General features: G+C 71.1%; 12 protein-coding genes. 8 read left to right on the top strand and 4 right to left on the bottom strand.

Features of this window, described 5'->3' with window-relative positions:
• The first annotated feature begins 38 nt into the window (after positions 1-38).
• Positions 39-773: a GntR family transcriptional regulator gene (locus tag KF708C_RS14220; RefSeq protein WP_029043811.1), complete on the top strand. Its 735-nt coding sequence runs from the start codon at positions 39-41 to the stop codon at positions 771-773.
• A 43-nt stretch (positions 774-816) separates the two neighbouring features.
• On the opposite strand, the gene KF708C_RS14215 is transcribed toward KF708C_RS14220, so the two are convergent.
• Positions 817-1,689: a LysR substrate-binding domain-containing protein gene (locus KF708C_RS14215; protein WP_059412329.1), complete on the bottom strand. Its 873-nt coding sequence runs from the start codon at positions 1,687-1,689 to the stop codon at positions 817-819.
• A 128-nt stretch (positions 1,690-1,817) separates the two neighbouring features.
• Between KF708C_RS14215 and KF708C_RS14210 the strand changes: the two genes are divergently transcribed.
• The 3 genes from KF708C_RS14210 (at position 1,818) to KF708C_RS14200 (ending at position 6,311) form a co-directional block, all read left to right on the top strand.
• On the top strand, positions 1,818-2,471 hold the full coding sequence (locus tag KF708C_RS14210; RefSeq protein ID WP_020203955.1) for an oxygen-insensitive NAD(P)H-dependent nitroreductase NfsB: 654 nt from the start codon (positions 1,818-1,820) through the stop codon (positions 2,469-2,471).
• Positions 2,472-3,137: 666 nt separating this feature from the next.
• Positions 3,138-4,097, top strand: a complete 960-nt coding sequence (locus KF708C_RS14205) for a glycosyl hydrolase (RefSeq protein ID WP_059412328.1) — start codon at positions 3,138-3,140, stop codon at positions 4,095-4,097.
• Between the two features lie 57 nt (positions 4,098-4,154).
• On the top strand, positions 4,155-6,311 hold the full coding sequence (locus KF708C_RS14200) for a di-heme oxidoreductase family protein (protein ID WP_082079557.1): 2,157 nt from the start codon (positions 4,155-4,157) through the stop codon (positions 6,309-6,311).
• A 25-nt stretch (positions 6,312-6,336) separates the two neighbouring features.
• Here KF708C_RS14200 and KF708C_RS14195 read toward each other — a convergent pair whose 3' ends face one another.
• Positions 6,337-6,609 carry a DUF3562 domain-containing protein gene (locus KF708C_RS14195; RefSeq protein ID WP_197090358.1) on the bottom strand — a complete coding sequence of 91 codons (273 nt, stop codon included), beginning with the start codon at positions 6,607-6,609 and terminating at the stop codon, positions 6,337-6,339.
• 228 nt (positions 6,610-6,837) lie between these two features.
• Between KF708C_RS14195 and KF708C_RS14190 the strand changes: the two genes are divergently transcribed.
• On the top strand, positions 6,838-8,874 hold the full coding sequence (locus KF708C_RS14190; RefSeq protein ID WP_059412326.1) for a hypothetical protein: 2,037 nt from the start codon (positions 6,838-6,840) through the stop codon (positions 8,872-8,874).
• A gap of 20 nt (positions 8,875-8,894) precedes the next feature.
• A complete protein-coding gene (locus tag KF708C_RS14185) occupies positions 8,895-10,574 on the top strand; it encodes a PEP/pyruvate-binding domain-containing protein (protein ID WP_059412325.1) in 1,680 nt (559 codons plus the stop codon).
• Positions 10,575-10,596: 22 nt separating this feature from the next.
• On the opposite strand, the gene KF708C_RS14180 is transcribed toward KF708C_RS14185, so the two are convergent.
• Positions 10,597-11,013 carry an organic hydroperoxide resistance protein gene (locus tag KF708C_RS14180; protein ID WP_059412324.1) on the bottom strand — a complete coding sequence of 139 codons (417 nt, stop codon included), beginning with the start codon at positions 11,011-11,013 and terminating at the stop codon, positions 10,597-10,599.
• 279 nt (positions 11,014-11,292) lie between these two features.
• Between KF708C_RS14180 and KF708C_RS14175 the strand changes: the two genes are divergently transcribed.
• Positions 11,293-12,036, top strand: a complete 744-nt coding sequence (locus KF708C_RS14175) for a response regulator (RefSeq protein ID WP_059412323.1) — start codon at positions 11,293-11,295, stop codon at positions 12,034-12,036.
• Positions 12,033-13,346 carry a sensor histidine kinase gene (locus tag KF708C_RS14170; RefSeq protein ID WP_059412322.1) on the top strand — a complete coding sequence of 438 codons (1,314 nt, stop codon included), beginning with the start codon at positions 12,033-12,035 and terminating at the stop codon, positions 13,344-13,346. The genes KF708C_RS14175 and KF708C_RS14170 overlap by 4 nt, the downstream gene beginning before the upstream one ends.
• Positions 13,347-13,357: 11 nt before the next feature.
• Here KF708C_RS14170 and KF708C_RS14165 read toward each other — a convergent pair whose 3' ends face one another.
• Positions 13,358-14,383 (bottom strand): alpha/beta fold hydrolase, encoded by a 1,026-nt coding sequence (locus tag KF708C_RS14165; protein WP_059412321.1) that lies wholly within the window; start codon positions 14,381-14,383, stop codon positions 13,358-13,360.
• Positions 14,384-14,542: the final 159 nt, after the last annotated feature.

Below are 14,542 nucleotides of genomic sequence, written 5' to 3'. Positions count from 1 at the left end.
GCAGTAAAATGCGGAAAACGCAAAGGGAAGGACTTTGTATGCAAAATCCACAAAATCCGGGCGACAGCGGCGTGCCCCGTCCCGCCCCGATCCTGCCCAGGGTGGAACGGCAGCGGCTGCACGAGATGGTGGTCGAGCACCTGCGCAAGTTCATCGTGGAAGGCGTGCTGTCGCCGGGCATGAAGCTCAACGAGCGCGAGCTGTGCGAAACCCTGGGCATCTCGCGCACGCCGCTGCGCGAGGCCTTCAAGGTGCTGGCCGCCGAGGGCCTGATCGAGATCTCGCCGCACCGCGGCGCCAGCGTCTCGCGCATGACCGAGGCGGAGATGTGGGAGACCTTCGAGCTGATGAGCGGCCTGGAAGCGTTCTCGGGCGAGCTGGCCTGCGAGCGCATCACGCCGGCGGAGCTGGCCGAGATCAAGGCGCTGCACTACGCGATGCTGGCCTGCCGCGTGCAGAACGACCTGCCCGGCTACTACAGCCGCAACCAGGAGATCCACGACCGCATCAACGAGGCCGCCCGCAATTCGGCGCTGCGGCAGACCTACCAGTCGGTCAACCGCCGCCTGAAGGCGCTGCGCTTCCGCTCCAACCACCAGACCGACAAGTGGGACCGCGCCGTGCACGACCACGAGGACATGATCAAGGCGCTGGAAGCGCGCGACGGCAAGCTGCTCGGCGCCATCCTGCGGCGCCACCTGCTGGAAAAGCGCGACGCCGTGATGCAGATCCACCCCGACCCGGTCGGCGACGTGGTGACGCACAACGACTGAAGCCGGGCCTGCCGGCGCGGCGGGCCCCGCGCTCCCGCGCGCGCTACGCCGCGGCGCCCATCGCCCCGGACAGGCTGTCCGTCAGGAACGACATCAGCGGCCGCACCAGCTCGGCCGGCGCGGACTCCTCGCCGAGAATGACGATCTCCGTCATCGGCAGCGTCGGCCAGGCATCGCCCGACGGCAGGATCTGCAGGCCGGGCTGCGCGAACGAACGCCCCAGCACCGTCACGCCGAGACCGCCCGCGACCGCGGCCTGGATGCCCATCAGGCTGGCCGAGGTGCACGAGGAATACCACTCGCGGCGGATCGCGTCGAGCGAGCGGATCATCACCTCGCGGTAGGTGCACGGCGGCAGCAGCAGCACCAGCGGCACCGGCTTGTCCGGGTCCGGCGGGCTGTCCTTGCCGCTCATCCACACCAGCGGCTCGCGCCAGATCACGCGGCCGCGCTGGGCGCTGCCGTCCTTCTTGGCGATCACCACGTCGAGCCTGCCGTCGTCGTAGGCGGCCAGCAGGTCGCAGCTCAGGCCGGTGCGCAGCTCCAGGTGCATGTCCGGGTAGAGCCGCCGGAAACGCGCCAGCAGCGCGGGAAGCTGCATCGGCACGAAATCCTCGGCAATGCCCAGGCGCAGGTTGCCGGCGGCCGGCGGATCGGTCAGCGCGCGCACCGCCACGTCGTTGAGCTCCAGGATGCGGCGCGCCATCACCAGCAGTTGCTCGCCCTCGCGCGTCAGGCTCAGCGCGCGGCTGGTGCGGTGGAACAGCTTGCGCCCGAGCAGCTCCTCCAGGCGCAGGATCTTCTGGCTGACGGCCGACTGCGAGCGGCGCACCACCTCGGCGGCGGCGGTGAAGCCGCCCGTCTCCGCCACCGCGACGAAGGCGCGCAGCAGGTCTATTTCCAGGTCAGGGCGCATGGCATCGAGTCGATTCAGTCGAATTTCAGATTGTTGGGATTAAAAGTATTCGATTGCCTGATGAAAGGCAAGCGCATACCATCCTCGCCGATGCTCCCGAACCACCCTCGAAAACCAGCAAGCACCAGATGAAACTCTCGACCATCGCCCGCACCCGCTACACCACCAAGGCCTTCGACCCGGAGCGCCGCGTCCCGCAGGAAACCATCGACGACCTGCTCACGATGCTGCGCCACAGCCCGTCCTCCGTGAACTCGCAGCCGTGGCACTTCGTGGTGGCCGGCACGCCCGAAGGCAAGGCGCGCGTCGCCAAGGGCCTGCATGGCGGCTTTGCCTACAACGAGCGCAAGGCGCTCGACGCCTCGCACGTGATCGTGCTGTGCGCGCGCACCGGCATCCCCGACGCGCACCTGGAAAACATCCTCGAGCAGGAAGAGCGCGACGGCCGCTTCCCGCTGCCCGACGCCAAGGCCGGCCAGCGCAAGGGCCGGCTCGGCTACGTCAACCTGCACCGCTACGACCAGAAGGACCTGCAGCACTGGATGGAAAAGCAGACCTACCTCGCGCTGGGCACGCTGCTGTTCGGCGCCGCCACGCTGGGCGTGGACGCCACGCCGATGGAAGGCTTCGATTTCCGCCTGCTCGACGAAGAGCTCGGCCTGCGCGAGAAGGGCTTCACCAGCGTCGTGCTGGTCGCGCTCGGCTACCGCAGCGACAAGGACTTCAACGCCAAGCTGCCGAAGTCGCGGCTGCCCGCGCAGACCGTGCTGTCGTTCATCTGAGCGCCGCGTACCCCGATCGAACGACGCCGTGCCGCCGCGCGCCTGCGTTGCGGCCGGCGCTGCGCCGGCATGCGGGCGGCGGCATCCGCCTACGTCATGCCTTATATCAGTCTTTAATTATTTTTTGATTCGTTCGGCGAAATTTCTACCAGCCTTGTCCCGGCGGAAATAGCCTCATTGAAAAGGCGCCTCTTTAATTCATGGCGCCGCTTTTCCCGCCACCGCTGCTTTGTCTTGCTTTGTATTGATTGTTAATACAGGTGCATTGCAATACCACCACCGCCGCGGACCGCGGCAATCCGCCGAAAACCAGACTGGACGCGCTTTCCGGCGCTTTGGCATCCAGCGCATGCCCGCTGCCGCCGGGCTGGAACGCGGCATTGCCGCTTGGACCGGCGTCGCATGGAAACGACGCCAAACGGAAATTCACCGCCGATCGATGCCATGCGGTTCAATTTTTCCGCGCATTGCGACGATAATCCCCCTGCCGAATTTCCCCGATCATGGCCCGTCTTTCCCAATGCGGGAATGACCGGTTCTTTACCGCTTGCGCATCGCCCGGCATTCCGGATTTCCGGAATCCGTCTTTCCGGGTTTCCGGAAACCGCAATCCATCAAGACACAAGGCCGGCGCGCGTGCGCCGGCATGCAACCCACGGTGACGACATGACCTTGCCGAAAGGCCTGTTTCTCGCGCTGGCGCTTTCCGCTGCCCTGCTGGGGTGCGGCGGCGGCGGCGAAGACGCGCCCGCCGCAACTCCAGCCGCCGGCGTGCCCGCCGCGCCCGGATCGCCCGCCCCCAACGCGCCCACCGCTCCCGCCACGCCGGACCCGTCCGCGCCGGCCGTGCCGAAGAGCGCGAAGCGCGGCATTGCCTACGACCTCGCGTCGCCGGCCGATCTCGCCGCGCTGTCGCCCGGCGTGAGCTGGTGGTACAACTGGAGCCCGCGGCGCAATGCCGGCGTGCCGGCGGACTATCGCGCGCGCTACGCGATGGACTTCCTGCCGATGATGTGGAACGGCACCGAGGACACCACCGAGGTGGAGGCCTTCCTCGCGGCCAATCCCGGCGTGCGCTACCTGCTGGTGATGAACGAGCCCAACCTCGCCGACCAGTCCAATCTCACGCCGCTGCAGGCGGCGCAGCGCTGGCCGGTGTTCGAGGGCATCGCCGCGCGCACCGGCGTGCAGATCGTCGGCCCCGCCATGAACTGGGGCACGATGCCCGGTTATGCCGACCCGGTCGCGTGGCTCGACGCGTTCTACGATGCCTACCGCGCCGCCAACGGCGGCCGCGACCCGCGCATCGACTACCTGGCCTTCCACTGGTACGACTACGGCCTCGCCGGCCAGCTCGACCGGCTCGCGAAATATGGCAAGGCGTTCTGGGTCACGGAGTTCGCCAACTGGCACAGCCAGGCCGACGGCGCGCAGATCGATTCGGTGGCCAAACAGAAGGCACAGATGGCGAACATGGTGGCCATCTGCGAAGACCGCGCCGACGTGTTCCGCTATGCGTGGTTCACCGGCCGCGAGGACAACGACACTCACTTCACCAGCCTGCTCGGCGCCGATGGCCAGCTCTCCGAGCTCGGCTCGTTCTACGTATCGCTGCCGTTCCACTGACCGCGCCGGCGCATGCCGCCGCACCACCGAGCTATAGAGCCACCGAGCCAGACAACCATGCCAATCCACGCCCCCTCCCGCCGGTCCGGCCACGCCGGCACCGGCCTCGCGCCGCGCGCGGCGGCGCTGTTCGCCGCCGTGCTGGCACTGGCCGCGCTGGCCGCCTGCGGCGGCGGCGGTGACGGCGGCGCGCCGGCCGCCGCCGCGCCCGCCGACACCGCCGCCTACGCGCCGCTGTTCGCGCCCGGCACGCCGGTCAACGAGCAGATCCAGTACCGCGAGGCGGACGGCACGCTGGTCACGCTGATGGGCTCGCGCCCGACCGAGCGCCACGCGCGCGAGCGCGGCGAGGCCTGGGACGCGCCCGACGCCGGCCCGGGCCGCTACCTCACCTTCCCCACCTTCTATTTCCAGAACCGCACCTTCGGCCTGGAGATCCGCGACGGCGTGCCCGCCGGCCGCCAGCGCATCGAGATCTACCTGCACGTCAACCAGGGCGTCTTCGACGGCACCACCTTCAGCCTGTTCCGCAACGTGCTCGACCCGACCGTGCGCGACTACGGCTGGGCGCTCAACTACGGCTTCAACAACCCGAAGGAAGGCGGCCAGCCCATCTGCCGCGAGGGCCAGCCGCGCGAAGACTGCATGATCGTGGTGGACTCCAACTGGCGCACCGATCCGCACAGCGCGCTGAAGATCGGCGACCCGATCGAGCTGGCGCCGGCGCCGCGGCTCAAGCGCGACCCGGTGGTGGATGGCGGCGGCAGCCGCTACTACTCGTTCGAGCAGCTCTACGTGGTCGGCGTGGGCATGCGGCCGTGGTATGGCATCGCGCCCAATCTCGACTCCGCGCCGCTGCCGGCCGAGACGCTGCTCGGCGGCGACGCCAGCATCTCGTACAACTACTCCGAGGAGCCGATGCGGGTGTTCCAGCAGATGGCCAACAATATCGGCATCGTCAACACCCAGCGCTTCGTCGAGGGGCGCCGGCTGTTCCACACCTCGTTCGCCGACGGCAAGCACTCCGAGCACGACGCCGACAACCCGGTGTTTGCCGAGCACATCGGCCAGCTCGGCCCGCGCTACAACCAGCCGCGCTGCATCGAGTGCCACACGCAGAACGGCCGCAGCCTGGCGCCGGCCATCGGCGCGCGGCTGGACACCATGTCGATGCTCGTCGCCGCCGGCGGCAAGGCCGACCCGACCTACGGCCTGAACGTGCAGCAGCACGCGCAGGACCCGGGCGCGCCCGACTACGGCGTCAGCGTGGCATCCTACGAGACCACCGCGCGCACCCTGTCCGGCGGCGAGACGGTGGCGCTGGTCAAGCCGTCCTATGCGTTCAAGGGGCCGGTGCCGGCGCAGTTCTCGGCGCGCCAGGCGCCGCAGGTCATCGGCATGGGGCTGCTCGAGGCGGTGGCGGAGCCCACCATCCTGGCGCTGGCCGACCCGGACGACAGGAACGGCGACGGCGTGCGCGGCATCCCCAACTGGGTCGCCGATCCCGAGACCGGCAAGACCCATCTCGGCCGCTTCGGCTGGAAGGCGACCAAGGCCAGCATACGGCAGCAGGTCGGCGACGCGCTGATCAAGGACATGGGCGTGACCTCGCCGGTGTTTCCCTCGCGCGGCTGCCAGCGCGAGGCCGCCGACTGCCGCGCCGCCGCGGCCACCTCGGTCTCCGAGACCGACCTGCAGCGCCTCACGCACTACCTCTCGCTGATCGGCGTGCCGGCCCAGCGCAGCCTGCGCAGCGGCTTCCCGGACGGCGTGCGGGTGTCGCCCGAGCACGACGTCGACCCGCCGCAGATCGCGCGCGGCGGCACGCTGTTCGCGCAGGCGCGCTGCGTGGCCTGCCACACGCCGACGCTGAAGACCGGCAACACGCACCCGTTCGCCGAGCTGCGCGACCAGACCATCCACCCGTACAGCGACCTGCTGCTGCACGACATGGGCCCGGGCCTGGCCGACACCCTGAGCGAAGGCCGCGCCACGCCGAACCTGTGGCGCACCGCGCCGCTGTGGGGCGTGGGCTCGCTGCGCTTCGTCCAGGGCGGCGAGCAGAACGTGCGGCTGCTGCATGACGGCCGCGCCCGCACGCTGACCGAGGCGATCCTGTGGCACGGCGGCGAGGCGGACGACAGCCGCGCCCGCTTCGAGGCGCTGCCGAAGGAAGACCGCGCCGCGGTGGTCGCCTTCCTGCAGTCGCTGTAGCGGCCTGCGCGGCCGCGCGCCGCGCTCAGGCGCCGGCGCGGCGGTCCCGCCCGGCCGGCTGCGGCGCGCGGCCGCCCTCGCGCAAGGCGGTCTTTTCGCCCACCCGCCGGCGCAGGATCTTCTCCACGTTGCGGATGGCGAAGATGTGCAGGAACGACGTGATGTGCGCGTCCACCGCCAGCTCGGCGCGCTCATGTTCGTAGAGCTGCTCGACGTCATCCACCGGCATGTGGGCTTTCGCTGCCAGCAAGGCGACGAGGCCCTTCTGGTCGGGTTGTCTGAGTTTGTGAACGGACATCATCGCTCTCCGGCGGTCCAGCGGGAATGAAGCAAGTGACGGGAACCGGCGCCATGCGCGGACCCGTATCCATGTACAGCATATGACCGGCGCGCCAGCGCCGGCGGAAAGATTCGCGCCGGCCTTTGACTTGTCTCAAGCATTGGTGCCGGCCCTTTCCGTTTGTCGCAAAACGGTCATTTCCGCTGCCCAGACTCTGCCGCATCGACAATCGAGCCAGAGGCCCGCATGCAAAAATCCGATGCCGTCGCCGCGATGGGAAAGAGCACGCTGCTGCTCCCCGCGTGGATCCACGCCGCGCTTGCCGCGAATGACCGCCTCAAACTGTACCTGACGGTCCTGCAGGCCGCCGCCGCCCACGCGGAGCAGCCCACCACCGAGCCGCCGGACTTCGGCCGGGAAGCGGCGGCGGCCGGCATCGAGGGCCGCTGGCTGCGCGAGCTGCCGGCGGCCGCGTCGCGGGTCGAAGGCGCGCTCCTGATGCCCGGGCTGCAACGCCTGGCGCGGCACCTGGCGGAGGACCTCGGCGTGATGGCGCGGCCGCTGCTCGAAGTGCCCGACACCGGCGACGACCTGCGCGAACGGGTCAGGCACTGGAGCGGCTGGCTCGGCACGCTCGGCGCGCCCGCGGCGGAGCAGCCGGGCGGCGAGACGCTGCGCAACGGCCAACTGCGCGCGCTGACCAGCGGCAAGCGCGCGGACAAGCACAGGCATGACGGCGCGCCCGGCGAGGACGACGACAGCCTGCACCTGCTGGTGATGGATCTGCACAAGCAGCTCAACCACCTCGCCGGCACCTTGTCCGGCGAACAGGTCGACGGCGCCCACGTGTGGCAACTGCTGCCGGCGGACCGCGCGCGGGTGGCGGCGTTCATGCGCGGCCTGAACCGCACCGCGCCGCTGAAGTTCGACCATCCCGGGCTCGACACGGCCGCCACGCGCGACGGCGCGCGGCTGCTGCTGCAGAACGACATCGGCACCAACGACGCCCACGTGCTGGTGCTGCAGGTCGAGGGCACCACGATCACGCTGCACTACTCGGACCTGCACCGCGCCCGCTTCGCCTTCTTCCAGGCGCTGCTGGCCCCGTTCGGCGCGCAGTGGACCGAGACGCAGTCGAAGGTCGATGCCGCGCTCAACGAAGGGCGGGCCTACACCTTCGGCACCGCGCGCTTCGAATGCGCGGGCACGGCGGCGCTCGACGATGCGCTCGAAGGCATCGGCTCGCGCATCGTGTTCCTGATCGACTGGAACCGCGCGCGCAAGCGCCTGCTGCCCTTCGTCGGCAAGGCCGAAGCGATCGACATCCTGCGCGAGGTGGCGCGCTGCGACGCCGGCCACATGGCGTGGCTCAAGGCCGGCGGCGAACAGATCGTGTTCGCCGCCATGCAGGCCGCGGGCGAAGATGCGTTCCGCATCGGCGACCGCCTCGACGCCGTGCTCGGCCCGCCCGACGCCCGCGCCTTCCTGGTCGAGGTGCTGTGCCAGGCCAGCCGGGCGCTGCTGGCCGGCCAGCCGCTGGCGCTGGTCGCCGACGAAACCCGCATGCTGCTGGCCCGGCGCATGCGCCAGCACGGCAGCGAGTTCGACCTCATCGAAGAACACGCGGCCTATTGCCAGGCGCTGGCGCAGGCCGTCAGCGACGGGCTGGCGCACGACGTGGTCGCGCCGTCCGGCAAGGCGGAGCGCGAGGCCGCCGGCGAGGCCGGTAAAGCCGCCCATAGCCTGGCGGCGCGCGCCAAAGTGTGGGAGCGCCAGGCCGACCACCTCGTGATGCGCGCGCGGGACCACGCCCGGCGCCAGCGCCGCTGGCAGCCCGCGGCGCGCCTGCTGGAACTGTCCGACGACATCGCCGATGCGCTCGAGGAAGCCGCGTTCCTGATGAGCCTGATCGCCGAGGACCACCACCAGGGCTGGAACGCCGACATCCGCCACCTGCTCGGCAAGCTGGCGCAGACCGTGCTCTCGGCGACGCAGGAACACGTCAAGGCGCTGGCCATCGCGCGGCAACTGGGCGCCGGCAGCGATGCCGCCGACGACGACGCCTTCCTCGCCGCGTCATGGAACGTGCTGCGCGCCGAACGCGAGTGCGACGAGCTGCTGCGTGCCGCCCGCCGCGCGATCCTGGCCGCGATCCGCGACGCCGGCGCGCTGATGCTGGCCAACGACCTGGCCATCGCGCTGGAACTGGCGTCCGACCGCCTGCTGGTGGCCGGCTATGCGCTGCGCGACGTGGCCTTCGGCCAGGCCGGAGCCCAGGGATGAGCCCGGACATGAACGCAAACATGAACGCACCCGACCCCGCCGCGGCTCCGGACTGGCCCGACGCCCTCTACCTGATCGGCTGCGCCGCGCCGGTCGGCACCGCCCGCCTTGCGCATCCGGCGCACGAACCCTCCGCGCGGACGATGGGCTTCAAGGCCTTCAACCTGCTGCGCATGGCCGCGCTGGGACTGCCGGTGCCGCCCGCGTTCGCGCTCGGCACGGTCTATTGCGCAAGCGCCGCCACCAGCCCGGCGGCCACCGCGCCCGCGCTCTGGCGGCCCGGGCTGCAGGCCCTGGAACACGCCACCGGCCTGCGCTTCGGCGACGCCAGGCTGCCCCTGCTGCTGTCGGTGCGCTCGGGCGCGCCGGTGTCGATGCCGGGCATGATGGAGACGCTGCTCAACATCGGCCTGTGCGACGCCACGCTGCCCGGCTTCGTGCGCCAGACCGGCAACCCGCGCCTGGCGTGGGACACCTACCGCCGGCTCGTGGCGAGCTACGGCGAAGTGGTGGCCGGCGTGCCGGCGGCGGTGTTCGATGCCGAGAGCGCGGCGCTGGCCGGCACGCGCGACGAGCGCGACCTCGACTTCGCCGAACTGCGCATGCTCACGCACCGCTACCTGGAAGCCTACGCGCGCGCCGCGGGCACGCCGTTTCCGCAAGACCCGCAGGCCCAGCTGACCGGCGCGATCGGCGCGGTGTTCGCCAGCTGGCGCTCGCCCAAGGCATGCGAATACCGCCGCCAGCGCGACATCCCCGACACCATCGGCACCGCGGTGACGGTGCAGACGATGGTGTACGGCAATGCCGGCGGGCGCTCGGGCTCGGGCGTCGGCTTCACGCGCGACCCGGTCAGCGGCGAGCCGGCGCTGTGGATCGACTTCCTGTTCAACGCCCAGGGCGAGGACGTGGTCTCGGGGCGGCGCAACGCCTACGGCCACGACGAGCTGGCCGCCGTGATGCCGGCGGTGTGGCAGGACCTGGCCGACGTTGCCGCCACGCTTGAGCGCGCGTTCGGCGACATGCAGGACTTCGAGTTCACGGTGCAGGACGGGCGCCTGTACCTGCTGCAGACCCGCAACGGCAAATGCTCCGCGCAGGCCCTGGCGCGCATCGCGCTCGACCTGTGCGACGCCGGCATCATCCCGGCCGCGGTGGCGCGCGAACGCACCGCCGCGCTGAAGCCGGAGGAACTGGTGGCCACGCACACCGTGTCGCCGGACGGCACGCCGCCGACGCCGCTGGCGCAGGCGGCCAGCGCGGCCAACGGCATCGCCGTCGGCGCGATCGCCTTCGACGAAGCGGCGGCGCGCGCGCGCCAGGCGGCCGGCACGCCGGTGGTGCTGGTGCGGCGCGACGCCGAGACCAGCGACATCGCCGCGCTCGAACTGGCGGCGGGCCTGCTGACCCAGCACGGCGCGCGGACCTCGCACGCCGCCGTGGTCGCGCGCCAGCTCGGCAAGGTGTGCCTGGTCGGCTGCGCCGCGCTGCAGCTCGACGAGACCGCGCGCACGCTGCGCGTCGGCGAGACCACCCTGCATGAAGGCGACCTGCTGACCCTGGACGGCAACCTCGGCCTCGTCTATGCCGGCGCGGTGCGCACCGTGACCGAGCCGCTGGCCGACCTGCAGGCCCGCCTCCGGCGGCTGCGCGGCGCCGATGGCCAAGCCACGGCAGGCATGCGGCCGGCCGCCGGGTAGAAGCGCGCAGCGCCGGGGCCACTCAGACCACGTTGATGACGACGTCGATATTGCCGCGCGTGAGCCTGGAATACGGGCAGGTCTGGTGCGCGGTGTCGGCCAGCGCCTGCGCGACCTCGCGCTCCAGCCCCGGCAGGCTGACGTTCAGGCGCGCCTGCAGGAAATAGGCCTCGCCCGACTTGACGAGATCGACCTCGGCATCCACCGCGAGGTCCGCCGGCAGCGCGACCTTCATCTTGCCCGCGGCCAGTCCCAGCGCGCCGATGAAGCAGGCCGACCAGCCCGCCGCGAACAGCTGTTCCGGGTTGGTGCCGCCGCCCGCGGTGCCGGGGGACGACAACTGGATGTCGAGGCGGCCGTCGCTGCTGCGCGACTTGCCGTCGCGGCCGCCGGTGGTGTGGGTCTTGCCGGTGTAGAGCACTTTCTGCGTCTGGGTCATGATGAACTCCTGGTGGTGAAATCGGGGCGGGCACGGCCGTGCCGCCCGGGGTCAACTCGCCGGCGGCGCGGGCGCGGCCGGCCATGACCGCATGAGACACGGCCGGCATGTCCGCTGTGTATCGGCATCGGCCGCAAGCGTAAGGCAGTGTCAGCGGCGCGCGCGCGGATACACTGCGATACAAAGAGGGCGGCCGGCATGGCCCCCGGCGCGGCCGTCTTCCGGTATTTTCGGTGCCGTTGCCACGCCGTCTTCCGATCCACGCCGAAGGTGCTCCCGATGGAACCTCATATCGATCACATCCTGATCGTCGACGACGACCGGGAAATCCGCGAACTGGTCTCGGCCTACCTGACCAGGAACGGCCTGCGCGTGACCGTCGCGCCGGACGGGCGGCATATGCGCGCCTTCCTCGACGCCAGTGCCGTCGACCTGATCGTGCTGGACCTGATGCTGCCCGGCGACGACGGCCTGGTCCTGTGCCGCGAGCTGCGCGCCGGCCGCCACAAGGCCACGCCGGTGCTGATGCTGACCGCGCGCAGCGACGAGACCGACCGCATCGTCGGCCTGGAGATGGGCGCCGACGACTACCTGGCCAAGCCATTCGCCGCGCGCGAGCTGCTCGCGCGCATCAAGGCGGTGCTGCGCCGCACGCGCATGCTGCCGCCCAACCTGCAGGTGACGGAAGCCGGCCGGCTGCTGCGCTTCGGCGCGTGGCAGCTCGACACCACCGGCCGCCACCTGATCGACCGCGACGGCACCGCGGTCGCGCTCAGCGGCGCCGAGTACCGCCTGCTGCGCGTGTTCGTCGACCACCCGCAGCGCGTGCTCAACCGCGACCAGTTGCTCAATCTCACGCAGGGGCGCGAGGCCGAGCTGTTCGAGCGCTCCATCGACCTGCTGGTCAGCCGGCTGCGCCAGCGCCTGGCCGACGACGCGCGCGAGCCGGCCTACATCAAGACCGTGCGCAGCGAAGGCTACGTGTTCGCCATGCCGGTCGAGATCGCCGAGCCCCGCCAATGAGCGCCGCCGCCGCGCGCCTGCTGCCGCTGCCGCGCACGCTCGGCTCGCGGCTGTTCCTGATCCTGCTCGCCGGGCTGACCATCGCGTACGGGCTGGCCTTCGGCGTGGTCTTCGCCGAGCGCTACCTCACCGCCCGGGCGGTCATGCTGGGCACGCTGGAAAGCGACGTGGCGACCTCCATCGCCATCCTCGACCGCCTTCCCGCCGACGAGCGCGCGCAATGGGTGCCGCGCCTGGACCGCGGCACCTACCGCTTCGTGCTCGGCCCCGGCCTGCCCGGCGTGCCCGACCTCAGCGCGCGCGGCGCCGACATCGCCGCGCGCATCCAGGAAGCGGGCGGCCGGCGCCATCCCGTCAAGATCGAATCCATCCCCGGCGACGGCAAGCGCCTGCAGGCCCACCTGACGCTGAGCGACGGCAGCCCGCTGACCATCGACGTGCATCCCGCGCCGCTGCCACTGGCGCAGTGGCTGCCCTACGTGCTGGCGATCCAGCTCGTCCTGCTGCTGCTGTGCTGCTGGTTCGCCGTGCGGCTGGCCATCCGCCCGCTGGCCGACCTGGCGCGCGCCGCCGACGCGCTGGACCCGGACAAGCCGGCGCCGCGCCTGAGCGAGGCGGGGCCGGCCGAGGTGGCCCACGCGGCGATGGCGTTCAACGCCATGCGCGACCGCATCGCGCACTACGTGGAGGAGCGGGTGCGGATCCTCGCGGCGATTTCCCACGACCTGCAGACGCCGATCACGCGCATGACGCTGCGCGCCGAGATGGCCGAGGATTCCGCCGGCAAGGACAAGCTCGTGCAGGACCTCGCCGAGATCCAGCGTCTGGTGCGGGAAGGCCTGGCCTATGCGCGCAGCACCCACGGCGACGCGGAGGCCGCCGCGCGCATCGACATCGCCTCGTTCATCGAGAGCCTCGCCTACGACTACCAGGACACCGGCAAGGCCGTGACGACGGCCGGCCGCATCGACGGCGCCATCGTCACGCGCCCCCACGCGCTGCGCCGCATCCTGACCAACCTGATCGACAACGCGCTGAAGTTCGGCGGCGCCGCCGAGCTGTCGGTGCGCAGGGACGCCGGCGGCGCGGTGGTCATCGCGGTGCTGGACCGCGGCCCGGGCATCCCGGAGGACCAGCTGGAAGCGGTGATGCAGCCGTTCTTCCGACTCGAGCAGTCGCGCAGCCGCGAGACCGGCGGCACCGGGCTGGGGCTGGCCATCGCGCAGCAGCTCGCGCTGGCCATCGGCGGCACGCTCGCGCTGCGCAACCGCGACGGCGGCGGGCTGTGCGCGGAAGTCACCCTGCGCTGAGCCGCCGCTCCTCAGTACTTGTCGACGTCGAGCACCGCCTGCGCGAAGGCCCGCGGGGCCTCCTGCGGCAGGTTGTGGCCGACGCCCCTGATGATGCGGTGCGTGCGCCTGCCCGAGAACATGCCGGCGTAGGCGGTGCCGTCGGTGGCCGGGGCGACGCCGTCGGAATCGCCGTCCAGCGTGATGGTCGGCACGGCGATGACGGGGCCGGCGGCGAGCCGCTTTTCCAGCGCGTCGTGCTTCGGATCGCCGGCGGCCAGGCTCAGCCGCCAGCGGTAGTTGTGGATCACGATGCTGATGTAGTCCGGGTTGTCGAAGGACGCCGCGGTGCGCTCGAAGGTGGCGTCGTCGAACTGCCACTGCGGCGAGTTGACCTTCCAGATCAGGTTGGCGAATGCCTTGCGGTTCGCCTCGTAGCCGGCCCGGCCGCGCTCGGTGGCGAAGTAGAACTGATACCACCAGCCCCACTCCGCCTTGGGCGGCAGCGGCAGCTTGTTGCGCTCGAGGTTGTTGATCAGGTAGCCGTTCACCGACACCATCGCCTTGCAGCGCTCGGGCCAGAGCGCGGCGATGATGTTGGCGGTGCGGGCGCCCCAGTCGTAGCCGGCGAGGATGGCGGTCCTGATCCCGAGCGCGTCCATCAGCGCGACGATGTCGAGCGCCACCACCGCCTGCTGCGCGTTGCGGAAGGTCTGCGCGGACAGGAAGCGCGTGGTGCCGTGGCCGCGCAGGTGCGGCACGATCACCCGGTAGCCCGCCGCCGCCAGCATGGGCGCGACGTCGACGAAGCTGTGGATGTCGTAGGGCCAGCCGTGCAGCAGGATCACCACCGGCCCGCCGGCGGGCCCGGCCTCGGCATAGCCGACGTTGAGCTCGCCGGCATCGACCTGCCTGAGCGGGCCGAACGAGGCCGGCGCGCCCGGCGGCGGGCCGGCCTGCGCGTGCGCGAAACGGATCGCGCCGAACGGGGCGGCGGCGAGGGTCATGGCCGCGGCGCCGAACAGGCGGCGGCGCGGCTGGTTGATGTGGTCGGGCATGGTGCTCTCTCCGGGTGATGGCGGGTCATGCACAGCATGCGGGCCGCGTGTATCCCCCGTGTATCGCCGCGCGCCGGACTTGCATGCCCATGTAGCATAGGCGCGGGCGGATACATGGCGATACAAGGCCGGCGCGGCGGAAGCCGCGGGGGCCGGAGA

Source organism: Cupriavidus basilensis (genome assembly GCF_000876015.1).
GTDB lineage: Bacteria > Pseudomonadota > Gammaproteobacteria > Burkholderiales > Burkholderiaceae > Cupriavidus > Cupriavidus basilensis_B.
The sequence above is the reverse complement of the archived record's forward strand: the minus strand, read 5'-3'. Positions and strand labels throughout refer to the sequence as shown.